Genomic DNA, 23834 nt, shown 5'->3' on the forward strand with positions numbered 1-23834 from the left:
TCCCTAGGGGCCCCACGGTGCCGGGCCGTCGGACTTGTCTCCGTTGCAGACCCTACAGAGGCCCTGCCCGTTGGACGGATCCCCGGACCCGCCGTGCGCCTGCGGCTCTATGTGGTCGACCGCGGCCTCGTCGGAGCGCGGAGTGACACCGCTGCGGGACTGCTGAGCCTTGGTGAGCGGCACGTTGCAGGTCGGGTTGGCGCAGCGGGCGATGCCGTCGGACTGGGCGGAGGCGTTGCGCTGCAGCACCTCGTCCTTGCCGGCCGGGGTGAACTTCATGTACGGCCTGCTGCCGGGTGCCCCGCCCCGGCCCGGGGTCGGAGTGAAGCCGGGCCGTTTGGTGACGTACTCGACGCCGTCCTCCAGGCCGCTGCCGGGCTTGCCGCCGGTGATCTTGCGGGCGGTGTTCGCGATCCCCTTGGCGATGTCGGCGATCTTGCTGCCGGGCTTGGAGTTGGCGATGGCCTTGCCGGCCCGGGCGGCCGCCCCGGTGACCGCGGAGATCGCCTTCCCGCTGCCACCGGAGACAGCCCTGCTGGCCGCTGAGGTCACCGCCTTGCCGGCACTGCTGTTGAGCGCGGCGCGGGCACCGGCGCCGAGTCCGGCGAGCGCGCCCGCCGTGGCCGCTCCGGTGACGGCGCCGACCCCGGTGGCGGTGAGCAGTCCGCCGACGGAGAAGTCCGTCTTGCCCTCCGCGGCGTCCACGCTGTAACCGGTCGCCGCGCCGGCCGCACCCGCCACCGCCCCGGCGAGGATCACACAGCCGACGCCGGTGGAGCACACGGCCCCGACGGCGATGCCGACCGCGATGCCCACCGCCACGTTGGCGATGACGCCCTTGTTCTCCTTGGCCCAGTTCCAGGCGTCGGAGGCGCCTTCCTTGACCGAGTTCCAGACGCCGGACAGCGACCACAGACCCGTCGGGTCGACGTACATGACGGGGTTGTTGGCGCCGTAGGAGTAGGCGTTGGCGGTCTGGGCGGAGGTCAGGTCGAGGGCCGGGTCGGTGGAGACGAAGCGGCCGAGGCCGGCGTCGTAGTAGCGGGCGTCCAGCGCGTTCAGGCCGGTGCTGGGGTCGCGGACCTTGCCGAGCCAGCCCCGGTCGGTGGGCGGCGCGTGCAGCAGCGGGTCCCTGATCTTGCCGTACGGGTCGTAGTACGCCCGTTCGACCACGCCGGTGCCCTCGGGCACCGCGATCTGCGCGGAGCCCTGGGTGTCGTTGAACCGCCACTTCAGGATGCCGGCCGGGAGCCGTTCGGCGACCGCGGTCCCGGCGATGCGGTAGTAGCGGGTGCCGCCCTTGAGGATGCCGAGGGCGACGGTGATCTCCTGGTCGTCCAGGTAGAGGGTGGCCACGCCGAGCGGATCGATCCGGGCGATCCGGGTGCCGTCGGGGGCGTAGACGAAGTCGGTCTTCTTCAGCAACGCCGTCGTCACCGAGGCGAGGCGCTGCTGGGCGTCCCATTCGTAGGAGGCCGGGACCAGGTCCTCGACCCGCTTCTTCAGGGCGCCGTCGGCGTCGTAGGCGTAGGTGTCGTGACCGGCCTGGGTGACGGCGTGCGGATGGTCGGGGTCCTCGTACGCGTAGTCCTGCTTGCCGAGCAGGGAGCGGGCCGAGGTGATGTTGCCGTCCGCCGAGTAGGTCCAGGACTCGTTGTAGCCGGCCGGGCCGTCGTGGACGGTGGTCGAGTCATCGTCCGAGCAGTCGGTGCGCTCGGTCGTCCAGGCGTGGGCGAGCCGGTCGAGTCCGTCGTACGTGTAGCAGGTGGCGACCGGGGTCTTCAGGGCGTTGTCGGTGATCGAGGTGAGGTTGCCCGCCTGGTCCCAGGCGTAGCCGTCGTCCTGTTTCGCCTCCCAGGTGTCGTCGTGGGCGGAGCCGACGAGGGTCTGGATGCGGGACAGCCGCTGGGTGTCGCCCTCGTAGCCGTAGGCGCGGCGCAGCGGGTGGAGGGCGTCGGCGTAGTCGCGGGTGGCGAGCTTGCCGTCGGCCGCGTAGCCGGTGCCGGAGATGTAGGTCCGGGTGTGGTCCTCGCCGGTCAGCGGATCCGTGATGGTACCGGTGAGGGTGGTGGGGTTGCCGAGGCTGTCGTAACCGGTGGTGAGGGTCTCCTTCGGGGTTCCGGGGGCGGCGTCCGGGTAGCTGGTGCGGACCACGTGGTCGGAGGCGTCGTAGCCGTACTCGACCCGGTAGGAGGTGTCCTTCAGCAGGCCGCCGAGCCCCTTGGGGAAGGTCCACTTCTTGCCGGTGATACGGCCCCGCGGGTCGAAGCCGGTGGCGGCGAGGGTGTAGGCGCGGCCGTCCTGGTAGGTGGTCTGCGTGGTGACATGGCCGACGGCGTTCGGGACGTCGGTGGAGTCGTAGGCCCACGAGGCGACCTTGGTGCCGCTGCCGACCCGGCCCGTCCAGCGGGACACCGGGCGGTTCAGCTTGTCGTACTCGGTGGACAGCGTCGGGGTGTCCGAGCCTGCCGCGAGTGCCTTGGCGTCCCAGGACGCCACCGGGTTGCCGTTGGCGTCGTACTCGGTGCGCATCCGGCCGGCGTCCGCGTCGACGGCCTCGGTGCGGCGGCCGAGGAGGTCGTAGCCGAAGGTGGAGGTGTGGCCGCCGGCGTCGGTGACCGACGCGGTCTGGTCGGCCGGGGTGTAGGTGTACGTCGTCGTCGCGGCCGTGTCCCCGGTGCCCTCCTGCTTGCGGACACCGCGGCCGCGAGCGTCGGTCCAGGCGGTGCTGGGCACGCCGCCGCGGGGCGGGGTGGTGCGGGTGCGGTCGCCGAAGTACTCGGTGGTGGTGGCCCACAGGCGCTTGCCGTTGCCGTACTGCGCGGCCTCCAGGGTCCGGCCGAGGCCGTCGTAGGTGTAGCGCGTCTCGTCCACCTGGTCGCCGGGTACGGCGAGCAGGGCGCTGCCGGCCGCTCCGGCCGCGACGACGGGCAGCGACTCGGCGGCCACGTTCCCGGCGTCGTCGTAGCGCTTGTCGGTGACGATCGTCTTGTCGGTGCCGCCGGTTGCGGCCGGGGAGATCTGCTGGGTCTGCCGGTTGCGCCCCAGCGAGTCGAGGTACTGCCAGGTGGTGACGTAGGTGTCGCCGGACTGGAGGTTGGCGGTGGTGACCCGGGGCGGCTTCGCGTGCTCGGGGTCGAGGAAGTAGGTGAAGACCTGCGCCGGCGGGTCGTCGGCGCCCTGCTCGGGCTGGCGCACGCTGAGCAGCCGGCCGAGCGGGTCGTAGGTGTTGCGGGTGACCTGCCCGTTGGCGTCCTTGACGGAGACCGGCAGCTGCCGGTCCGCCTCGAAGGTGGTCACCTCGGCCTGGCCGAGCGCGTTGGTCTCGGTGACCGTGGCCGGGCGGCCGGTGTCCGGGCTGTAGACGGTGCGGTCGGTGTTGCCCTTGGCGTCGGTCTGGGTGGCCGTGCGGCCGTAGGCGTCGAAGGTGGCCTCGGTCGTCTCGGTCTTCGTGACCGTGTCCGGGCCGGAGGCCGCGACGGCGGCGACACTGCGCGTGACGTCGCCCTTGGTGACCGGGGCGCCGAGGTCGGTGGAGCCGTCGTAGTACTGGTCCTTGCCGGTGATCAGCGACTTGGGGTCGGCGCAGGTGCCGGAGTAGGTGCGGATCCGGTAGGGGAAGGCGAGCGTCCAGGAGTCGACGGCGGCGGCACCGCGGTCGTACGAGGTCTTCGTGCAGCGGACGTCGTCGCCGGCCGTGTCGAGGACCGAGGTGACCTGGCCGTAGGTGTCGTAGTCGGTGGCCAGGGTGGTGGTGCGGGTGGAGCGGTCGCCGTTGTCGCCGATCAGGGTCTCGCGGCTGACCGAGTTGTTCTCGACCACCAGGTGGGCGTCCTTGTCGGGATCGCTCTCGCCCTCCTTGGCCGGGGTGGTGTGCGCGGAGGTGTAGCCGTGCAGGGTGCCGCCGAGTTCGTAGCCGGCCGAGCCGTCGGCGTTCACCTGGAACTGGACGCTCTCGCGCTCCTTGCCCTTCAGATACGGCAGGTCCTTGACCGAGTTGCCCTGCGAGTCGGTGACCTCGACGGACTTGTGCGAGCCGTCGGCCTTCGAATCGCCGTCCATGCCGCGGTAGTTGAGCGAGCGGGTGATCTGGACGGCGCGGCTCGCGGACTCGCCCCGGTAGGCGGGGTCGGTCATCTTGGCGACGTCGACGCTGCCGTAGCCGCGCCAGTCGCTCCAGGAGCGGCGCTCGGCCTTGGTGACCGGGTCGTCGTCGTGGTGCCAGGCGGGCGTGCCCCGGTAGCGGTACTCGGTGGTCTGCGGGGGCGAACCGCCGCCGCTGTCACGGACGGTGACCTTGGTGGTGAGGTACTTGTGCCAGACGCCGAAGCCGGAGGAGGTGCCGTTGGTGCGCCAACCCGGGAAGCAGTCCTGGGTGTTGGAGTCGTAGCGGCCCTCGGGCAGGTCGTCGATCGGGCACGGGTCGGGCTGGCCGTAGGTGACGTCCACGCGGCGGCCCAGCTCGTCGAGGAACGAGGTGATGCGCAGTTTGCGCATCTCGGGGGCGCCGGCCGCCGGATCCGCGTCGGCCCGGTTGGCGAACTCCTTGCCGGTGAACTCGACCGCGGGAAGCTTGAGTTCACCGCCGACCAGGCCGGTCTGCTGCACCTTGGTCAGCCACAGCATGGCGTCGGTGCCGTCGGAGGGCTTCGGGTAGTCGTACGTGAAGTCCATCCGGTCCACGTCCGTCCAGCCGCCGTCGGCGCCGGAACGCTGGGCCGTCACCGAACGCAGCAGCGCGTTCGTGAAGAACGTCGGCGACTTCTGCTCCTCACCCGTGCAGTCACCGCTCGCGCACAGGGAGTCGAGGGGCGCGTCTGGGTACGAGCTCGCGTGGTCGGCGTCGAAGGCCGGGCAGTCACCGCTGCCGTCGGCGGCCTCGACGCAGCGCAGGCCGGTGGTGAAGTGCAGCCGGGCGGGGGCCTGTTGGTCCTCGGCGCCGGAGCGCTGCGAGTAGACGATGTCCTTGAGGTGGCCGCCGCGGACGTACGAGGTCGACTTGTCCGGGTCGCCGTTGCGGGCGTAGCGGTTGGTCTCCTGCTCGTAGAAGTACGTGTTGGAGTTGCCGTGCGCGTCGACGACACCGTCGAGGTTCCAGCGCCAGGCCTGGGTGCAGTACGAGTCCTCGACGTCGGCCTTGTGACAGGGTTCGCCCTCGTCGTCGCCGAAGACGGGCACGGTGTAGACGGAGTCCGTGGCCGTGTCGGTGGTGGCCTGTTGGCCACGGCCGAAGGTGTACCGCGTGCCCTGGGGCGTGGTCACGACCCAGTACTCACCGTCGTTGTCGCCGTTCTCGGCGCCGGTCCTGTGCTGGACGCGCCAGCCCGGGTCCTCCTGCGCGCGCCAGGTGTCGCCGCCCGCCGCGGTGTCCTTGACCAGCGCGGACGAGGTGCCCTGGAGGGAGATGCGGTACTCGTCGCCGGCCCAGCAGAGATCTCCGGTGTCGCCGCCGTCGTCGGCGCAGCCGTTGTAGCGGCGCTCGATGTACGGCAGAGCGAGGTCCCAGCCCTGGCCGACCCAGGACGGCTGGTTGTTCTCGGCGGCGACCATGCCGTCGACGGCCTGCGAGGAGTAGCCGAGGTTGATGTCGGGGGCGTCGCCCGCGATCGCGGGGACCTGGGGCAGGGGCAGCGACCAGGAGAAGTCACCGGAGCTGAGGCCGACCTGCCACTTGCTGGACGAGGAGAGCTTGGTGGCGGTGGCGGAGCCCGTCTCGCCGTTCGGGGCGGCGGCGACCACGAAGACGGTGTCCGGGTCGGCGGCCAGCTCGGCGGAGAGGATGTGCGTGGTCAGGTCGATGCGGCTCCTGACCGGGCTGCTCGCCGCGCATCGCGCGGCGCGGGGCGTGCTCAGGGCGCAGACGGGCTTGGCGATCAGCCGCAACCGGGACTCGAAGTCGGCGCCGAAGGCCCGCCGGAAGCCGGAGGTGTCGACGCGGACGCCGACACGGTCGGTGGTCTCGGCCGCCTTCAGGGTGAACGCCGTGGCGTGGCCGCCGAGTTGGCGGGCCTTGGCGTTGTCGTACGCCCGGACGTCGACCGTTTCGGGAGCGGCGGCCCGGCTGCGGGGCGCGGTCACGGAGACGGCGGTGGCGGCGACGCGGGCCGGGCCGGCGCCGACGGCAACGTTGTCCTCGCCGGGGCTGGGCCAGGTGACCTTCGCGGCCCGGGCGGCGGCGAGCGGTCCGCCCTTCGCGTCGGTGGGTCTGGTGTCGAACCGGGCGTCTGCCCGGATCTCGGTGCGGTCGATCGTGGTCACGGATCTCTCTGCGTCGGCGACCGAGGTGGTCTTTCTCGGTGCGGCCTCGGCGACCGCCGGCTGTAAGCCGGACAGGCCCAGGGCCAGGACCACCGCTGCGACGCAGGATGACCGGAAGCGCTTCATGAGTCCCCCTCCACCCGTAAGGGCTCAAGAGTCACGATTCAATCATGAGCACGTCAAGGAGAAGTCTGAGACATTCCTGTGAAGGAATAGGGTGTAAGATCCGCGGCATGTTCGCGCACTCGACCCAGAACTGGTGGTGGACCGCTCATCCGGCGGCCCACTGACTGCGCGTACGCAAGACTTCGCGAAGGCCGCCCGAGGGGCGGCCTTCGGTGTTTCCGGGGTCGTTCCTCCCTCACCAGGCAGAGGAACCATGGACCTGACACAGCTGCTGGACGACGACCGCCCGTTCGCCCTGCTCCGCCGCCGTACGCCCGGTCATGACGAGGACACCGTGGAGGTGTTCCTCGGCCCCGTGCGCTCCTACGACCGGCTCGCCGACCTGCCCGACGAGTGCCTCGCGCTCGTCCCCTACCGGCAGATCCGCGAGCGCGGTTTCGACGTGCGGGACGACGGGACGCCGCTGCTGGCACTCACCCCGACAGTGCTATGTCACATTCCACTGGACGCGGCCCTCGCCCAGCTCCCCGCCCACGACGTCCGCGTCGAACGCGGCGCCTTCGACGTCGCCGACGAGGAGTACGCCGGGATCGTCGGCCGCGTGCTGCGCGAGGAGATCGGGCAGGGCGAGGGCGCCAACTTCGTGATCCGTCGGACGTACGAGGGTGAGATCCCGGGGTTCGGACGCGCCGACGCCCTCGCGCTGTTCCGGCGGCTGCTCGAGGGCGAGCGGGGCGCCTACTGGACCTTCGTCGTGCACACCGGCGAGCGCACCCTGGTCGGCGCCAGCCCCGAGGTGCACGTCCGGATGTCCGGCGGCACGGTCGTCATGAACCCGATCAGCGGCACGTACCGCTACCCGGCCGACGGGCCCACCCCCGAGCACCTGCTGGACTTCCTCGCCGACGGCAAGGAGATCGAGGAGCTGTCGATGGTCGTCGACGAGGAGCTCAAGATGATGTGCACGGTCGGCGACATGGGCGGGGTCGTGATCGGCCCGCGCCTGAAGGAGATGGCCCATCTCGCGCACACCGAGTACGAGTTGCGCGGGAAGTCGTCCCTGGACGTCCGGGAGGTCCTGAAGGAGACCATGTTCGCGGCCACCGTCACCGGCTCCCCCGTGCAGAACGCCTGCCGCGTCATCGAGCGCCACGAGGTCGGCGGACGCGCCTACTACGCCGGCGCGCTGGCCCTCCTCGGCCGTGACTCCGGCGGCGCCCAGACGCTGGACTCCCCCATCCTCATCCGCACCGCCGACATCGACGCAGACGGCGGCCTGCGCGTCCCGGTCGGCGCCACCCTCGTGCGCGGCTCCGACCCTGAGAGCGAGGTCGCCGAGACCCACGCGAAGGCGGCGGGTGTCCTCGCGGCTCTGGGCGTACGGCCGTCCCGTCCCCGCGCGGAGCACACGCGCGTACGTCTCGCCGACGACCCACGCGTGCGTGCCGCGCTCGACGGCCGCCGGTCCTCCCTCGCGCCGTTCTGGCTGCGGATGCAGGAGCGGTCGTACGACATCGAGGGGCACGCCCTCGTGGTGGACGGCGAGGACACCTTCACGGCGATGCTCGCGCACGTGCTGCGGTCGGGCGGACTGGAAGTCACCGTCCGGCGCTACGACGAGCCCGGCCTGGAGGAGGCCGTCCTCGCCCACGAAGGGCCGGTCGTGCTGGGCCCCGGCCCCGGTGACCCGTCCGACCTGGACGACCCGAAGATGCGCTTCCTGCGTGACCTCACCGCCCGGGTGATCCGGACCCACCCGCACGGCGTGCTCGGCGTCTGCCTCGGGCACGAGCTGATTGCGGCCGAGCTGGGCCTGGAGATCGTACGGAAGGAAGTCCCGTACCAGGGCGCCCAGACGACGGTCGACCTGTTCGGGCGGCCCGAGACGGTCGGCTTCTACAACAGCTTCGTGGCGCGCTGCGACGACGAGGTGGCCGAGGAGCTGGCCGCGCACGGCATCGAGGTCAGCAGGGCGGACAACACGGAGGTGCATGCGGTACGGGGGCCGGGCTTCGCGGGCGTGCAGTTCCACCCGGAGTCGGTGCTGACGCTGAACGGCGCCGCCGTCGTGCGGGAACTGGTCGGTCAGCTGCGCGGTACGAGCACGTTCTCCGAGCGGCGTCCTGCCTTGTAGTCGAGGACGTTGCCGACCGTGGCCTCGATGATCTGGCCGACGGCGTCCTCGGTGTAGTAGGCCTGGTGGGAGCTGACCAGGACGTTCGGGAAGGTGACCAGGCGGGCCAGGGTGTCGTCCTCGATCGCCTCCAGCGACCTGTCGACGTAGAAGAGACCGGCCTCCGCCTCGTAGACGTCCAGGCCGACGCCCGTGAAGCGGCCCTCGCGCAGTTCGGCGACGAGGGCCGCGGTGTCGATCAGGCCGCCGCGGCTGGAGTTGATCAGAATCGCGTCGTCCTTCATCGTCTTCAGGGCTTCGGCGTCGATGAGGCGCTGGGTCTCCGGCATCAGCGGGACGTGCAGGGTGACCAGGTCGGACTCGGCGAGGAGCTGCTCCTTGGGGACGTACTTCATGCCGAGTTCCATACAGACCGGGTTCTCGGCGATGTCCCAGCCGAGCAGCCGCATGCCGAAGCCGTGGGCGATCCGGGTGAAGGCCTCGCCGATCTTGCCGGTGCCGAGGACGCCCGCGGTGCGGCCGTGCATGTCGCGGCCCATCAGCCCGTCGAGGCGGAAGTCGAAGTCACGCGTGCGCGTGGAGGCCCGCACGATACGGCGGTTGACCGCCATGGCGAGGGTCCAGGCGAACTCGGCGACCGAGTACGGCGAGTAGTACGAGACCCGGGCGACCGTCATGCCGAGCCGCTCGGCGACCTTGAGGTCGATGTTGTTGAACCCGGTGGAGCGCTGGGCGATCATCCGCGTGCCGCCCGCCGAGAGGATCTCCAGGACACGCGGGCCGAGCTCGGCGTTGACGCTCGTGGAGACGACCTCGTAGCCCGCCGCGATGGGGGCGGTGTCCTCGTTCAGGAAGACGTCGAGGCAGCGCACCTCGTGGTGGCCGTGGAAGGCACGCTCGATCAGGGGCTTCTCGTCCGCCTGGACGCCGAAGGCGAGGATCTCCACGAAACGGCTCCCGTTCTGGTGGGTTATGGGCCGAATATACGGCCCACAACCCCGAGGTGCCGGTCCGGATCCGGTCAGCCGAAGAAGACCCCGACCTCCTCGTACAGCTTCGGGTCCACCGTCTTCAGCTTCGCCGTCGCCTCCGCGATCGGGACGCGGACGATGTCGGTGCCGCGCAGGGCGACCATCTTGCCGAAGTCTCCGTCGCGGACGGCCTCGATGGCATGCAGGCCGAAGCGGGTGGCGAGCCAGCGGTCGAAGGCGCTCGGCGTGCCGCCGCGCTGGATGTGCCCGAGGACGGTCGTCCGGGCCTCCTTGCCCGTGCGCTTCTCGATCTCCTTGGCCAGCCACTCGCCGACGCCGGAGAGGCGTACGTGGCCGAAGGAGTCGAGCGACTCGTCCTTCAGGACCATGTCGCCGTCCTTGGGCATCGCGCCCTCGGCGACGACCACGATCGGGGCGTACGACGCCTTGAAGCGGGAGGTGATCCAGGCGCACACCTGCTCGACGTCGAAGCGCTGCTCGGGGATGAGGATGACGTTGGCGCCACCGGCGAGCCCGGAGTGGATGGCGATCCAGCCGGCGTGCCGGCCCATCACCTCGCAGACCAGGACGCGCATATGGGACTCGGCGGTGGTGTGCAGGCGGTCGATGGCCTCGGTGGCGATGCCGACGGCGGTGTCGAAGCCGAAGGTGTAGTCGGTGGCGGAGAGGTCGTTGTCGATGGTCTTCGGTACGCCGACGACGGGTACGCCGTACTCGTCGGTGAGGCGCGCGGCCACGCCCAGGGTGTCCTCGCCGCCGATCGCGATGAGCGCCTCGACCTCCTGCTTGGCGAGGGTCTCCTTGATGCGGCGGATGCCGTTCTCCTGCTTGAGGGGATTGGTGCGCGAGGAGCCGAGGATGGTGCCGCCGCGGGGCAGGATGCCGCGCACGGCGGGGATGTCGAGGCGTACGGTGTCGCCCTCCAGCGGACCCCGCCAGCCGTCCCGGAAGCCGACGAAGTCGTAGCCGTACTCCTGCACGCCCTTGCGGACGATGCCCCGGATGACGGCGTTGAGCCCGGGGCAGTCGCCGCCTCCGGTCAGTACTCCGACCCGCATGGAAATGTCCCTTCGCCGCGGTTGCCTGTGAGGCCACGCTAATGGTGATCCAGGTCACAGAGGGATGGGCGTGAAGGGCAATTCCGGTGAATCACCGGGCCGTTGGTTTACTCGTCGTCAAGTCCGCGCTCTATCGCGTACCTCACCAGCTCGACCCTGTTGTGGAGCTGGAGCTTGCCGAGGGTGTTCTGGACGTGGTTCTGGACCGTGCGGTGCGAGATGACCAGGCGCTCGGCGATCTGCTTGTAGCTCAGGCCCTTGGCCACCAGCCGCAGCACCTCGGTCTCGCGGTCGGTGAGCTGCGGGGCCTTCGGCTCGTCGGGGTCCGAGGAGGGCGTGGGGTCGGAGGCGAGGCGGCGGTACTCGCCGAGGACCAGACCGGCGAGGCCCGGCGTGAACACCGGGTCGCCGACGGCGGTACGGCGCACCGCGTCGAGAAGCTCCTCGGTGGACGCCGACTTGAGGAGGTAGCCGGTCGCACCGGACTTCACGGCTTCCAGTACGTCGGCGTGCTCGCCGCTCGCGGACAGCACCAGGACGCGCAACGCCGGGTTGTGGCCGACGAGTTCCTTGCAGACCTGGACGCCGGGCTTCAGCGGCAGGTTGAGGTCGAGGACGAGCACGTCCGGCCCGGCGGCCTTGGCGCGGCGCACGGCCTGGTCGCCGTCGCCCGCGGTGGCCACCACGTCGAAGCCGGACTCGGTCAGGTCGCGGGCGACCGCGTCGCGCCACATCGGGTGGTCGTCGACCACCATGACCTTGATCGGGCCCTGCTGCTCACTCATCGATGCCTCGCCTTCGCGTCCTTGGGTACCTTCAGCTCGACCTCCGTGCCCTGCCCGGCAATCGAGATCAGCTCGGCGCTGCCGCCCAGCTCGCGCAGCCGGCCCCGGATCGACAGGGCGACGCCGAGCCGGCCCTCCCCCTCGGCCTGGGCGAGCCGGCCCTCGGGGATGCCGGGTCCGTCGTCCCGTACGGTCACCACGACCTCGTCGGGCTCGTCCTCGACGAGGATCCACGCGCGCGCGTGCTCGCCGGCGTGCTTGTGCACGTTGTCCAGGGCGGCGCCGACGGCCGCGGCCAGCTCCTTCGCGGCGGGCGCGGGCAGCAGCACGGGGGCGCCGGGTTCGGCGAAGCTGACCTTCGCGGCGGCGTAGGGGGCGAGCAGAGCCCGCAGGTCGACGGGGGCGTCCTCGTCGTACGACGGCTCGTCGACGGCCCTTACGACCGCGCCCTCGGCGGCGTTCTCCGACGCCCGCGATACGGGGACCAGGCCGCCGGAGACCAGGGTGCGCAGGGCGACCTCCTGCTCGCCGGCCATCCGGCCCAGCTCGGCCGCCTCGCCGCCGAGGACCGCGCCCCGGCGCTGCACCATGGCCAGCACCTGCAGCACGCCGTCGTGGATGTCCCGGGCGAGCCGCTCCCGCTCCCTGGTCGCGGCCTCGATCTCCAGGGCGCGGGCGAGGGTGCGCTCGGAGGCGCGGGCGACCTCGACGACGTAACCGATGGCGATGGAGGCGACCCAGACCAGGATGACGTTGTGGACGGTGTCGCGGGCCGGGGCGCCGCGCTCGATGAGGTTGGCCGCGGCGACCGGGGTGGAGGCGAAGGCGGCCCAGCGCCAGCCGCCCTTGATGGCGTACGCGAGGACCGAGCCGGCCGTCCATATCGACGGCAGGGTGGGGCCGCCGCTCTGGATGTGCTGGTCGTTCGCCGCCAGCGGGGTCAGGACGATGCCGGTGAGCGCGATGGCGAGGTCGACGGCGAGGAAGCGCTTGGTGCAGGCGACGGCGCTCTGCACCCGGGGCAGGGTGGCGAGCGTCCAGACGAACAGCACGCAGTAGTACACGATGGCGATGCCCGCGTGGTCGTACTCGTCGTAGGCGGTGGCGAACAGCCCGACCGCGTACAGCATGGTCAGCACCCGGTACGCGGTCAGGGCACGCCACAGCGGCTGCTCGACCGACATCCTCATGACTCGCTCACGCCTGGCCATGTCCCCCACCCCCATCGACCCCAACGACCGACAGCCTAGGCCCCGGACTTCTCCTTCTTGGCCTGTTCCTTGGCCTGTTCCTTGTCGGCCTTCGCCGCTTCCGCGAGCTGTCGCTTGGCCGCGGTCGCGTAGATGTCGACGTACTCCTGGCCGGAGAGCTTCATGATCTCGTACATGACCTCGTCGGTCACCGCGCGCAGTACGAAGCGGTCGTGTTCCATGCCCTGGTAGCGGCTGAAGTCGAGGGCCTTGCCGATGCGGATGCCGGGGCGCATCAGCTTGGGCATGACCTTGCCCGGGGGCTGGATCTTCTCGGTGTCGATCATCGCGACCGGGATGACGGGCGCGCCCGTGGCGAGCGCCACGCGCGCGAGGCCGCCGGGCTTGCCCCGGTAGAGCCGGCCGTCGGGCGAGCGGGTGCCCTCCGGGTAGATCCCGAACAGCTCACCGCGCTCCAGGACGTCGATGCCTGCCTTGACGGCCGCCTCGCCCGCGCCGCGCGCGCCCGAGCGGTCCACGGGGAGCTGACCCGCGCCCTTGAAGAAGGCTGCGGTGAGGCGGCCCTTGACGCCGGGCGTGGTGAAGTACTCGGCCTTCGCGATGAAGGTCACCTTGCGGTCGAGGACCGCCGGGAGGAAGAACGAGTCGGAGAAGGAGAGGTGGTTGCTCGCCAGGATGGCGGGCCCCTCGGCCGGAATGTTCTCCAGGCCTTCCACCCAGGGCCTGAAGGCAACCTTCAGCGGTCCGCCGATGGCGACCTTCATCGTGCCGTACAACACCCGTGTGCCTCCCGTTTCCGTCGATCAGACCTTAACCCGGCCCGCCGTCAAAGGAGCCGACGGCCCTGGTCGGTGTCAGTGCCGTCGCGTACGGTGAAGCACACCTGGACTCACGTCACTCTCATGCAGACTCACTCTCACTTGCACACTCACTCTCACTGACAGGAGACCGATGGTGCCGGTCCTTCCTGGAGCCGAGCCGTTCCGCCACGAGGGCGGGGAGGTAGGCGTCCTCCTCTGCCACGGCTTCACCGGTTCGCCCCAGTCGTTGCGCCCGTGGGCGGAGTATCTCGCCGAGCGCGGTTTCACCGTCTCGCTGCCGCTGCTGCCCGGGCACGGCACCCGCTGGGAGGACATGCAGCTCACGGGCTGGCAGGACTGGTACGCGGAGGTGGACCGCGAGCTGCGCGCCCTGGGCGAGCGCTGCTCGCAGGTGTTCGTGGCCGGCCTGTCGATGGGCGGCGCGCTCGCGCTGCGGCTCGCGGCGAAGCACGGGGACGCGGTCTCGGGCGTGATGGTCGTCAACCCGGCGAACAAGGTGCACGGCCTGGCGGCGTACGCCCTTCCGGTGGCCCGGCATCTCGTCCGGACGACGAAGGGCATCGCCAGCGACATCGCCAAGGAGGGCAGCGCCGAGCTGGGGTACGACAAGGTGCCGCTGCACGCGGCCCACTCCCTGCGCAACTTCTTCCACCTTGTCGACCGCGAGCTGCCGCAGGTCACCCAGCCGCTGCTGCTTCTGCACAGCCCGCAGGACCATGTGGTCCCGCCCGCCGACTCGGCGCGCATCCTGGGCCGGGTCTCGTCCCGGGACGTGCGCGAGATCCTGCTGGAACAGAGCTACCACGTCGCGACGTTGGACCATGACGCGGACCGGATCTTCGAGGAGAGCCTCGCGTTCATCGGCCGGCTCGCAACCGGTGTCGGCAAGGAAGGGACGGCCGCTGGTGGCTGAGCACGGTTCGGATCGCGAGGACCGCGAACCGGAGGAGCAGGGCGTCCCCTTCGACGAGGACGCCGCATGGGCCGCGATCGTCGCCGGGTACGGCGAGGAGCCGAAGGACCCGCCGGGCACCAAGCCGTTCAAGTCCGTCGAGGACCTGGCGCTGCTCGAACCGGAGACGAACGACGCTCCGGCCGAGACCCCGAAGAAGGAGGAGAAGCCGGCCAAGCCCCTGGGCGGCTCGGTCTCCTTCGCGCCCGGCGTCGGCCCGCGCGACTACTCGCCGCCCGAACCGTCCGAGGACGGCTCCGACCATGACGACCATGACGACGAGGACGACGAGGGCCACTTCGTACCGCCGGAACCGCCCCCGCTGCCCGCCGCCGACACCACGGCGAAGTTCGCCTGGCTGGGCGTGGTCGGCGGTCCGGTCCTGCTGCTGCTCGCGGTGCTGTTCGGCTGGGACATGACCTGGTGGCTGGCTACCGTCGGCATCGGCGGCTTCCTGGGCGGGTTCGCGACGCTGGTGATGCGGATGCGCACGGACGACGAGGAGGACGACGACCCGGGCCGCGGCGCGGTCGTCTGACACCCCATACGCCGAGGGCCCGTCCGGAGACGCTCCGGGCGGGCCCTCGCGCGTCTCCGCCTCGAAAAGGGAACTCGATCGCGCCGAACGGCGAAGGAGAGGTGAACAAGCTCAACAAGCCCAAGCCTTCGAGGCGTTCAGAGGAACGAAAGGAGCCCCGATGACCGTCGGACCACCGGGCACCGGCACCCGCGACGAGGATCGCGAGGACAGCGACGCCCGGATGATCGCACGGTCCCGGGACGAGCCCGAGCGGTTCGCCGCACTCTTCGACCGGCATGCCGACGCCGTACACCGTTACGCGGCCCGGCGGCTGGGCGCGGAGGCGGCGGAGGATCTGATGGCGGAGACCTTCGTCACCGCCTTCCAGCGACGCCATACGTACGACCTCACGCGTGCCGACGCCCGCCCGTGGCTGTTCGGCATCGCGACCAACCTCGTGGGCCGGCACCGCCGGGCCGAGGCGCGCCGCTTCAAGGCGCTGTCCCGGCTGCCGGAGCCGGTGGAGCACGAGGAGCCGGTCGCGGAACGTGCGGTTTCCAGGGCCGGTGCCACGGGGGTGCGCCGGGAACTGGCGGCCGCGCTGGGCGGGTTGTCCGCCCGGCAGCGTGATGTCGTCCTGCTGGTGGCGTGGGCCGGCCTCGACTACGAGGAGGCCGCCGAGGCGCTGGGTGTGCCGGTCGGCACCGTGAGATCGCGGCTGCATCGGGCTCGCAGCAGATTGCGCGAAGCACTGGGCGGAACCGATCCGACGGCTTTCCGAGAGGCGGACGCCCATGCGTGACATCGACGAACTGCGCGAACTGAGGGACTTCGACACGGGGACGCCCCCGCTCGACGACGCGACCAGGCAGCGGGCCCGGGCCCGGCTGCTCGCGGCGATCGACGGGCCGGCCGCGCGGGTACGGCCCCGCCGCCCCGTCCTGCGCATCGCCCTGACGGCCGGGCTGGCCGCCGCGGTCGCGGCGGGTGTGCTGGTCGCCGTACGCGACGACGACGGCACCGCCACGCACCGCACGGCGAAACCGCCGGCCACCAGCGCGCCCGCCATGCGAAACGTGAGCGCGCAGACGGTGCTCAAGGGGGCCGCCGCGTACGCCCGCGAGCACGAGCGGACGGTGAGTCCGCGGGACGACCAGTTCATCTACACCAGGGAGATCATCAAGGAGACGAACCAGAAGACCGGTGCCACGAAGAGCTACGTCGACGAGAACTGGCGTTCCGTGGACGGCTCGAAGCGGTCCTGGATCATGGAGATCGGGCACGGCTGGTGGTCGCCGCCGTTGAAGAAGGGCGAGAGCGTGTGGCCGCCGCAGGACTGGGGCGCGCTGCGGAAGCTGCCGACCGACCCGAAGCGGCTGATCCTCTCGATCGCGAACGAGTTCGGGGGGCGTGCCACCTCCCTCGACGACATCAGCGACGAACAGTGGTGGCAGGTCCACTTCAGCCTCGCCGGGCTGCTCAAGCTGGTGCCGGTGATGCCGGAGGGGCTGCGGCCGGCGGCCTACGAGGCGCTCGGCATGGTGCCGGGGGTCAAGCTCGTGCCGAACCAGAAGGACGCGGAGGGGCGCACCGGGGTGGCCGTCGCCTACGACGATCCGACCCGGCCCGAGGGCTCCTTCGGCAGCTACTTCATCTTCGACCCGAAGACGTACGAGTTCCTCGGCTTCCGTGACGTGCGGACCTCGGGGGACGGTGCGGCCATGAAGACGTACACCCAGCTCTCGTATCTCGACAGCTGGGCGGTCGTGGACCGGGTGAAGGAACGGCCGTAGCCGCGGGCTAGGCGGCGGGGACTTCGAGGGTGGCCAGGACCGGGAGATGGTCCGTGGCCGCCCTCAGGTCTGCGGCGGTGACGCCGGGGAGGCCGGTGGGGACACCGCAGCCGAGCACCTCGACGCCCTTGGTGGCGAAGATCGCGTCGATACGGCGGTGTGGCTCGTCGCGGGTCCAGGTGTGTTCGCCGCCGGAGGGGTTGACGGCCCAGCAGTCCTGGAGGCCGGCGGCCAGGCGGCGGAAGGTGCGGCCGTCCGGGCGGTCGTTGAGGTCGCCGCCCGCGACGGCGTGCTCGACGCCCATGCCGGCGAGACGGTCGAGGAGCATGCCTGCCTGGTCGTAGCGCTCGTCGCTCTGGAGGCTGAGGTGACAGCTGAGGACGCCGAGGCGGGCGCCGGCGATGTCGACGACGGCCGTCGCGAAGCCGCGGCGGTGCTGGCCGGGGGTGAGGGGGGGGAGGACGTCCTCGGTGCGTTCGACCGTGACGCGGAGGTTGCAGAGGATGGCGGGGCCTGCGGCGGTTCCTCCGCCGGTGAGGATGACCTGGCCTGAGGCCGACGCGAGTCTTGCGAGTTTCTTGCGCCAGCGGAAGAAGCGGGGGGCTTCCTGGACGAGGACCAGGTCGGGGTCGCAGGCGGTGATGACGCGAGCGAGGGCGGTGGTGTCGTCTCGCATCGAGCGGATGTTGTAGCTCAGGACTCTGACGAGGGCCATGTGGATCAATGTACGCCCAAGGGGGAGGGGCGCGAGGAGCGTGTGCGACTGACGGTTCGTCGTGGCTTGTCGCGCCCACGCGGCGGTAGCCGCATATCGACTACCGCCCCGCGCCCCTAAAGGCGTTTCCCCGAGGCCGATCACATGATCGGGTCGGGTTCCCTTGCCAAGTCCGCAGCCCCTACCAGGCCCGCGTCGTTGCCCAGTTGGGCCGCGATCACCTCTGCCACCGGGCGCCAGTTGCCGCCCACCAGCCAGCGTTTGTAGGACTTGCGGATGGGGTCCAGGACCAGTTCGCCCTCGTCGGAGAGGCCGCCGCCGACGATGAAGGCCGAGGGGTCGAAGAGGGAGGCGAGGTCGGCCAGGCCGGCGCCGGCCCAGCGGGCCAGCTCGCGGTAGGAGTCGACCGCCACCGGGTCGCCCTGGCGGGCGGCCATGGAGATGTGCTTGCCCTCGATGCCGTCGGGGCTGCCGTCGCCCAGGCCGAGCAGGATCTCGGCGTTCTCCGGGGTCGCGTTGGCGCGCTGCTTGGCGTATCTGACCAGGGCGCGGCCGGAGGCGTACTGCTCCCAGCAGCCCTGGGAGCCGCAGCCGCACAGCAGGCCGTCGGGGACCATGCGGATGTGGCCGAACTCGGCGGCGACGCCGAAGTGGCCGCGGCGCAGCTTGTTGCCGATGATGATGCCGCCGCCGAGGCCCGTGCCGAGGGTGATGCAGATGACGTTGCGGTGGCCCTTGCCGGCGCCGAACTTGTACTCGCCCCACGCGGCCGCGTTGGCGTCGTTCTCCACGACGACCGGGAGGCCGACGCGGGCCTCGACCTTCTCCTTCAGCGGCTCCTGGCGCCAGTCGATGTTCGGCGCGAAGTAGACGGTGGAGCGCTGCCGGTTGACGTAACCGGCCGCACCGATGCCCACGCCGACGATCTCGTGCCCGGCGCGTGCGCCCTCCACGGCGGAGGCGATGGCGTCCACGATCGCCTCGGGCGTGCCCGGGGTCGGCACCTTGTGGGTCGAGAGGATGTTGCCTTCCTCGTCGACCACACCGGCCGCGATCTTGGTACCGCCGATGTCGACGCCGATGGTGAGTCCCATGAATCCCTCAGTTTCGGTCGAGCCCCGCTACGGCCAACCGTACCCGAGGCCCTGCCGTCAGGGACTCGTCGTCCACCCGCCGGGCAGCCGGGCGGGAGGGAGCGGCGTCAGTCCAGGTCGATGCGCTGCCCTGGGCCGGTGCCCTCGCCGCCGTCCTTCTTGTTGCTCTCGTCCAGGTCCTTGTGCAGGTCGGTCGGGCGGGTCCAGCGCTGTTCCTGGGCCTGGACCGCGGAGCGGTAGGCGGCGAGCAGCTCGCTGCCGGCCGCGGCCAGGTGGTCGAAGACGTCCGGGTTGCGCTCGATGACGGGCTCGACGGCGGCCTTGGCCTGCTGGACGACCTGCTTCACCACCTGCTGGGCCGCGGGTCCCGCGACCGCCCCGAACAGCGGCGACTGGATCGACGACAGCTTCTCCGAGACGGCGTCGACGAGCTTGCGCAGCTCCTCGGCGGCCGACACCGGCGGCTGGCCGTACTCGGCACGACGGCGGGCCTTCTCCGCGGCGAGGTCCTCGGCGCACGCCGTCGCCCAGGCGTCGGCGTCGGTGGCCCGCACCTCGTCGACGGCATCCTTCGCACCGGCATCCGACGGGGGGAGCTCTTCGCTCATGACGGACTCCTGACTACGGTTCGTCCTTACGACGTTACCCGAACGGGCGTATGCCGTTCACTGCCTCTCCGGCCAGAGATCCGGGTCCGGCGCGAACCGGATCCGCAGTTCCCCCTCGCGCAGCGCGGCCCCGGCGACGGTGCACCGGCGCAGCGCGGAGGGCAGCGCGACGATCCGCCGGAACCGCCCCGCCGTGACGACGAGTTCGTCACCGCGCCGGATGAGGTCCAGCTCGTCGCGTATCGCCCCCGGCAGCGGGATGTGCCACACGAGTACCCCGTCCTCACCGATCCGGTCGACGACGGGCCACCCGACGGTGGAGGCCGTGTCGTTGACGCCCGGGACGGGCAGCGCGGCGAGGTCGTCGGTGCCGCGGGGGTCGTGCCCGAGATGCGGAACCGTCCGTACGTCGTACGACTCCCCCCACTCCTCCAGCACCTTCCGCTGCTGGGCGACGAGCCCGGCGGGCCACTCCTCGGAGACGACCCGGTTCGCCACGAGCACGTCGGGCTCCAGCCCGCGCAGGGCAAGTCCGAGCCCTGCCTCCCGCACGCCCTCGACCCCGGCGGGCCCGGGCTCGGCGACCAGCCGCACGACGGTGTCCCGGTCGGCGAGCACGGCCTCCACGGCGGCCAGCTCCGTGTCCCACCGCGCGGCGGTCTCGTACAGCCACTCCGAGGGCATGGGCACCCCGGCCAGCCGCCCGAGGACGGGACGAAGGGCGCGGGCGGCTTGCCGCTCGGGCGGGAGCAGCCGCCGGAGGTAGCGCCGGAGTTCCTCGGGGAGGGAGAGCAGGGCGAGAGCCTGCGGGGTGGCAGGCAGATCGACGACGAGAAGGTCGAACTTCTCGGACAGTACGGCGTCCCGCAGGGCCCGCAGGATGGTCAGCTCCTCGGCGCCCGGAAGCGGAGTGACCTCCTCGGCATCGAGCCGGGAGGCCCCGAGAAGGTCCAGCACATTGGCCGCACGTTCCTGAAAAGCACCGAGATCGTCCCGGAACCCGGCAACGGCATCGGGCCGCCAGGCGGTGAGGTTCGGGGCGATGGAGGCGGGGGCGGGGCCGGTCGTCGTACCGAGAACAGCGCCGAGGGTGTCACCCCGGTCGGCACTGAGGACGAGAGTGCGGGCGCCCTCGCGAGCGGCGGCCAGGGCGGTGGCGGCAGCAACGGTCGTACGACCGGCCCCGCCGGCCCCGGTGATCAGGATGGTGCGCATGGGAAGGAACGCTAACTCAGACCCACCTAGGGGCGCGGGGAACTGCGCGACCAGCCCCAACGCACCCGCACCCGAAGTCCGTCCTACTTCTCCCCCGACTCCACCCGCTTCTTAAGACCCGCCAGCGCCCGATCAATGATGACCTTCTCGGCCTTCCGCTTGATCATCCCGAGCATCGGAATCTTGACATCCACGGTCAGCTGATAGACGACCTCGGTCGCCCCACCCCCCGCCGCCTTCAAGATGTACGCCCCGTCCAGCGACCGCAGCATCTGCGACTTCACCAGCGTCCAGGAGACCTCGTTCTCCCCGGTCCACGTGTACGCCAGCACCTGGTCGTCCTTGATCGCACCCGCGTCCATCACCAGACGGACCTGCTCGGCGCGCCCGGCCGCGTCGGTCGCCAGGACCTCCGCCTCCTTCACCTCGCCGGTCCAGTCCGGATACCGGGCGAAGTCGGCGATCACCCCCATGACGTCGGCCGGTGCCGCCTCGATCGTAATGCTCGAGCTGGTGTGTTCCGCCATCGCCGTGGCTCCTCCAGATGCGGGCCGGTAAAGAGGCCAGTAGAGAGGTCGTCGTGCGCACGTGTGTGCAGCGTGAAGGCTACCGCGCACGTCGGCGCCCGACTTCACCCCCACCTGCGTTCACTCACCATTCAAGAACCCAGGGCGCTCCGGACCCCGCGAAGTGCCCCACGTTCACGCACTCGGTCGCGCCGATCCGCATCCGCCGCACCAGCGGCTGGTGGACGTGGCCGAACAGGGCGTACCGGGGGCGCGTACGGCGGATCGCGGCCAGCAGAGCCGCGCTGCCCCGCTCGAAGCGCCGCGCCACCGTGTCGTAGACCAGCTCCGGAACCTCCGGCGGGATGTGGGTGCACAGCACGTCCACCTCGCCGACCGCCTCGATCTTCGCCGCGTACTCCTCGTCGCTGATCTCGTACGGCGTCCGCATCGGCGTGCGCAGGCCGCCGCCCACGAAGCCGAAGACCCGGCCGCCGATCTCCACCCGCTCACCGTCGAGCACGGTCGTGCCCGGTCCCGCGTACTCCGGCCAGAGAGGCGGCATATCGACATTGCCGTATGTCGCGTACGTCGGTGTCGGGAACGCCGCGAACATCTCGGCGTACTGCCTGCGCACCGCCTTCTCGATCGCCGACGCCCGGTCCCCGCCGATGCCGGCCCACAGCCGGGCCCCGAACTCGCGCGCCTCCTCGAAACGGCGGGCGGTGCGCAGCTCGACGATGCGGTCGGCGTTCTCCCTGCCGAACAGGTCGGGGAAGATGCCGCGCGAGTGGTCGGCGTAGTCGAGGAAGAGCACCAGGTCGCCGAGACAGATCAGGGCATCGGCGCCTTCGCCGGCGCGGGCCAGGTCACGGGCGTTGCCGTGCACGTCGCTGACCACGTGGACCCGCGTGGTGCGATTACCAGCTGGTGTGGATGCCATGGCGATCAAGGGTAAGCGTGTGCGGCAAACGTGAACAGTGGCGGCGGGACCTGCGGTTACTGGCCAGTCAGTTAGCGGGTGGACTACCGTACGCGGAGGAACACCAATCTGTGTGACGCAGCGAACATCTCGCCGGGACCCCCTGTCGAAGAAGCCATACCGGCGGGTAACGTCCGGGCAGTCCAGTCGTGCTCAGTATTTCAACCACTGAAGCTCTGAGTACCTGCCCGAGCCTTGGACCCACCGTCGCATCACACAACGTCGTGGCGCCGGCGCCTTATTAGGAGCAGCAGTCTTGCGCGAGTTCAGCCTTCCGGCTTTGTACGAGGTCCCTGCGGACGGCAACCTGACCGACATCGTCCGCAGAAACGCCGCGCAGCATCCGGACGTCGCCGTGATCGCCCGCAAGGTGGGCGGCGAGTGGCAGGACGTTTCCGCGACGGCCTTCCTGGCCGAGGTGCGCGCGGCCGCCAAGGGTCTCATCGCCTCCGGCGTGCAGCCCGGCGACCGGGTCGGCCTGATGTCCCGCACCCGGTACGAGTGGACGCTGCTGGACTTCGCGATCTGGAGCGCGGGCGCGGTGACCGTGCCGGTGTACGAGACCAGCTCGCCGGAGCAGGTGCAGTGGATCCTGAGCGACTCGGGGGCCACCGCGTGCGTCGTGGAGCTGGACAACCACGTGGCCGCCGTCGAGTCGGTACGCGACAGCCTGCCGGCGCTCAAGCACGTGTGGCAGATCGAGGGCGGCGCGATCGAGGAGCTCGGGCGCCTCGGCAAGGACGTCACCGACGCGATGGTCGAGGACCGCAGCTCGCTGGCGCGGGCGGACGACCCGGCGACGATCGTCTACACCTCCGGCACGACCGGGCGCCCCAAGGGCTGTGTGCTGACCCACCGCAGCTTCTTCGCCGAGTGCGGCAACATCGTCGAGCGCCTGCGGCCGCTGTTCCGCACCGGCGAGTGTTCCGTGCTGCTGTTCCTGCCGCTGGCGCACGTCTTCGGCCGGCTCGTGCAGATCGCGCCGATGATGGCGCCGATCAAGCTGGGCACCGTGCCGGACATCAAGAACCTCACCGACGAGCTGGCGTCCTTCCGGCCGACGCTGATCCTGGGCGTCCCGCGCGTCTTCGAGAAGGTCTACAACTCGGCGCGCGCCAAGGCGCAGGCCGACGGCAAGGGCAGGATCTTCGACAAGGCGGCCGACACCGCGATCGCGTACAGCAAGGCGCTGGACACCCCGTCCGGCCCCTCGCTCGGTCTGAAGATCAAGCACAGGACCTTCGACAAGCTGGTCTACAGCAAGCTGCGCGCGGTGCTGGGCGGCCGGGGCGAGTACGCCATCTCCGGCGGCGCCCCGCTGGGCGAGAGACTCGGCCACTTCTTCCGCGGCATCGGCTTCACGGTGCTGGAGGGCTACGGCCTGACCGAGTCCTGCGCGGCCACCGCCTTCAACCCCTGGGACCGTACGAAGATCGGCACGGTCGGGCAGCCGCTGCCGGGCTCGGTGATCCGGATCGCGGACGACGGCGAGGTGCTGCTGCACGGCGAGCACCTGTTCAAGGGCTACTGGAACAACGAGGCCGCGACGGCCGAGGCGCTGACCGACGGCTGGTTCCACACCGGGGACATCGGCACCCTCGACGAGGACGGCTACCTCAGGATCACCGGCCGCAAGAAGGAGATCATCGTCACCGCGGGCGGCAAGAACGTCGCCCCGGCCGTGATCGAGGACCGCATCCGGGCGCACGCGCTGGTCGCGGAGTGCATGGTGGTGGGCGACGGGCGGCCGTTCGTGGGCGCGCTGGTCACCATCGACGAGGAGTTCCTGGGCCGCTGGGCCGCAGACCACGGCAAGCCCGAGGGTGTGACCGCGGCGTCGCTGCGCGATGACCCGGATCTGATCGCTGCGATCCAGGACGCGGTCGACGACGGCAACGCCGCGGTGTCGAAAGCGGAATCGGTGCGGAAGTTCCGCATTCTGTCCTCCCAGTTCACGGAGGAGTCGGGCCACCTCACGCCCTCGCTGAAGCTCAAGCGCAACGTGGTGGCGAAGGACTACGCGGACGAGATCGAGGCCATCTACCAGAAGTAGCGGGCCGGTTG

General features: G+C 70.9%; 19 protein-coding genes. 7 read left to right on the forward strand and 12 right to left on the reverse strand.

All coding sequences use genetic code 11. The features are described from left to right. Positions 1 to 3: 3 nt before the first annotated feature. The gene (locus ABZ848_RS40770; RefSeq protein ID WP_360840261.1) at positions 4 to 6258 is read right to left on the reverse strand and encodes an RHS repeat-associated core domain-containing protein; all 6255 of its coding nucleotides are present in this window, start codon (positions 6256 to 6258) and stop codon (positions 4 to 6) included. Positions 6259 to 6491: 233 nt separating this feature from the next. On the opposite strand from ABZ848_RS40770, the gene ABZ848_RS40775 reads away from it, so the two are divergent. Then, the gene (locus tag ABZ848_RS40775) at positions 6492 to 6548 is read left to right on the forward strand and encodes a trp operon leader peptide (protein ID WP_071528813.1); all 57 of its coding nucleotides are present in this window, start codon (positions 6492 to 6494) and stop codon (positions 6546 to 6548) included. Between the two features lie 89 nt (positions 6549 to 6637). Beyond that, the gene (locus ABZ848_RS40780; protein ID WP_360840263.1) at positions 6638 to 8518 is read left to right on the forward strand and encodes an anthranilate synthase family protein; all 1881 of its coding nucleotides are present in this window, start codon (positions 6638 to 6640) and stop codon (positions 8516 to 8518) included. Here the strand turns inward: ABZ848_RS40780 and ABZ848_RS40785 are convergent. The 5 genes from ABZ848_RS40785 to ABZ848_RS40805 form a co-directional block, all read right to left on the reverse strand. Continuing rightward, positions 8470 to 9465 carry a 2-hydroxyacid dehydrogenase gene (locus tag ABZ848_RS40785; RefSeq protein ID WP_360840265.1) on the reverse strand — a complete coding sequence of 332 codons (996 nt, stop codon included), beginning with the start codon at positions 9463 to 9465 and terminating at the stop codon, positions 8470 to 8472. The genes ABZ848_RS40780 and ABZ848_RS40785 overlap by 49 nt on opposite strands. A gap of 74 nt (positions 9466 to 9539) precedes the next feature. Next, complete coding sequence (locus ABZ848_RS40790; protein ID WP_360840266.1) at positions 9540 to 10568, reverse strand: 6-phosphofructokinase; 1029 nt, start codon at positions 10566 to 10568, stop codon at positions 9540 to 9542. Between the two features lie 107 nt (positions 10569 to 10675). Continuing rightward, positions 10676 to 11353, reverse strand: a complete 678-nt coding sequence (locus ABZ848_RS40795; protein ID WP_360840268.1) for a response regulator transcription factor — start codon at positions 11351 to 11353, stop codon at positions 10676 to 10678. Then, positions 11350 to 12564 (reverse strand): DUF5931 domain-containing protein, encoded by a 1215-nt coding sequence (locus ABZ848_RS40800; RefSeq protein WP_360840270.1) that lies wholly within the window; start codon positions 12562 to 12564, stop codon positions 11350 to 11352. The genes ABZ848_RS40795 and ABZ848_RS40800 overlap by 4 nt, the downstream gene beginning before the upstream one ends. A 35-nt stretch (positions 12565 to 12599) precedes the next feature. Beyond that, positions 12600 to 13328, reverse strand: a complete 729-nt coding sequence (locus ABZ848_RS40805; protein ID WP_360840356.1) for a lysophospholipid acyltransferase family protein — start codon at positions 13326 to 13328, stop codon at positions 12600 to 12602. A 190-nt stretch (positions 13329 to 13518) separates the two neighbouring features. Here ABZ848_RS40805 and ABZ848_RS40810 point away from each other — a divergent pair, with 190 nt between their 5' ends. The 4 genes from ABZ848_RS40810 (at position 13519) to ABZ848_RS40825 (ending at position 16650) form a co-directional block, all read left to right on the forward strand. Then, positions 13519 to 14298, forward strand: a complete 780-nt coding sequence (locus ABZ848_RS40810) for an alpha/beta fold hydrolase (RefSeq protein WP_360840358.1) — start codon at positions 13519 to 13521, stop codon at positions 14296 to 14298. Continuing rightward, on the forward strand, positions 14291 to 14875 hold the full coding sequence (locus ABZ848_RS40815; protein ID WP_360840271.1) for a hypothetical protein: 585 nt from the start codon (positions 14291 to 14293) through the stop codon (positions 14873 to 14875). The genes ABZ848_RS40810 and ABZ848_RS40815 overlap by 8 nt, the downstream gene beginning before the upstream one ends. 160 nt (positions 14876 to 15035) lie before the next feature. Continuing rightward, a complete protein-coding gene (locus ABZ848_RS40820) occupies positions 15036 to 15659 on the forward strand; it encodes an RNA polymerase sigma factor (protein WP_360840273.1) in 624 nt (207 codons plus the stop codon). Beyond that, positions 15652 to 16650, forward strand: a complete 999-nt coding sequence (locus tag ABZ848_RS40825; protein WP_360840274.1) for a CU044_5270 family protein — start codon at positions 15652 to 15654, stop codon at positions 16648 to 16650. Before ABZ848_RS40820 ends, ABZ848_RS40825 begins: the two co-directional genes overlap by 8 nt. A 7-nt stretch (positions 16651 to 16657) precedes the next feature. On the opposite strand, the gene ABZ848_RS40830 is transcribed toward ABZ848_RS40825, so the two are convergent. From ABZ848_RS40830 to ABZ848_RS40855, 6 genes are all read right to left on the reverse strand, one after another. Next, entirely contained in the window at positions 16658 to 17365 is a 708-nt protein-coding gene (locus ABZ848_RS40830) for an endonuclease/exonuclease/phosphatase family protein (RefSeq protein WP_360840276.1), read from the reverse strand. A gap of 140 nt (positions 17366 to 17505) precedes the next feature. Then, complete coding sequence (locus ABZ848_RS40835; RefSeq protein WP_360840278.1) at positions 17506 to 18459, reverse strand: ROK family glucokinase; 954 nt, start codon at positions 18457 to 18459, stop codon at positions 17506 to 17508. Between the two features lie 107 nt (positions 18460 to 18566). Further along, entirely contained in the window at positions 18567 to 19067 is a 501-nt protein-coding gene (locus ABZ848_RS40840; protein WP_360840279.1) for a DUF5304 domain-containing protein, read from the reverse strand. 57 nt (positions 19068 to 19124) lie between these two features. Then, positions 19125 to 20282 (reverse strand): ArsA-related P-loop ATPase, encoded by a 1158-nt coding sequence (locus ABZ848_RS40845; protein WP_360840280.1) that lies wholly within the window; start codon positions 20280 to 20282, stop codon positions 19125 to 19127. 83 nt (positions 20283 to 20365) lie between these two features. Then, on the reverse strand, positions 20366 to 20809 hold the full coding sequence (locus ABZ848_RS40850) for an SRPBCC family protein (RefSeq protein WP_360840282.1): 444 nt from the start codon (positions 20807 to 20809) through the stop codon (positions 20366 to 20368). Positions 20810 to 20933: 124 nt separating this feature from the next. Next, on the reverse strand, positions 20934 to 21731 hold the full coding sequence (locus ABZ848_RS40855; RefSeq protein WP_360840283.1) for a metallophosphoesterase: 798 nt from the start codon (positions 21729 to 21731) through the stop codon (positions 20934 to 20936). Between the two features lie 295 nt (positions 21732 to 22026). Here ABZ848_RS40855 and ABZ848_RS40860 point away from each other — a divergent pair, with 295 nt between their 5' ends. Further along, a complete protein-coding gene (locus ABZ848_RS40860) occupies positions 22027 to 23823 on the forward strand; it encodes an AMP-dependent synthetase/ligase (RefSeq protein ID WP_360840285.1) in 1797 nt (598 codons plus the stop codon). Positions 23824 to 23834 lie beyond the last annotated feature (11 nt).

The sequence above is a fragment of the Streptomyces sp. NPDC047081 genome (genome assembly GCF_040643775.1).
GTDB lineage: Bacteria > Actinomycetota > Actinomycetes > Streptomycetales > Streptomycetaceae > Streptomyces.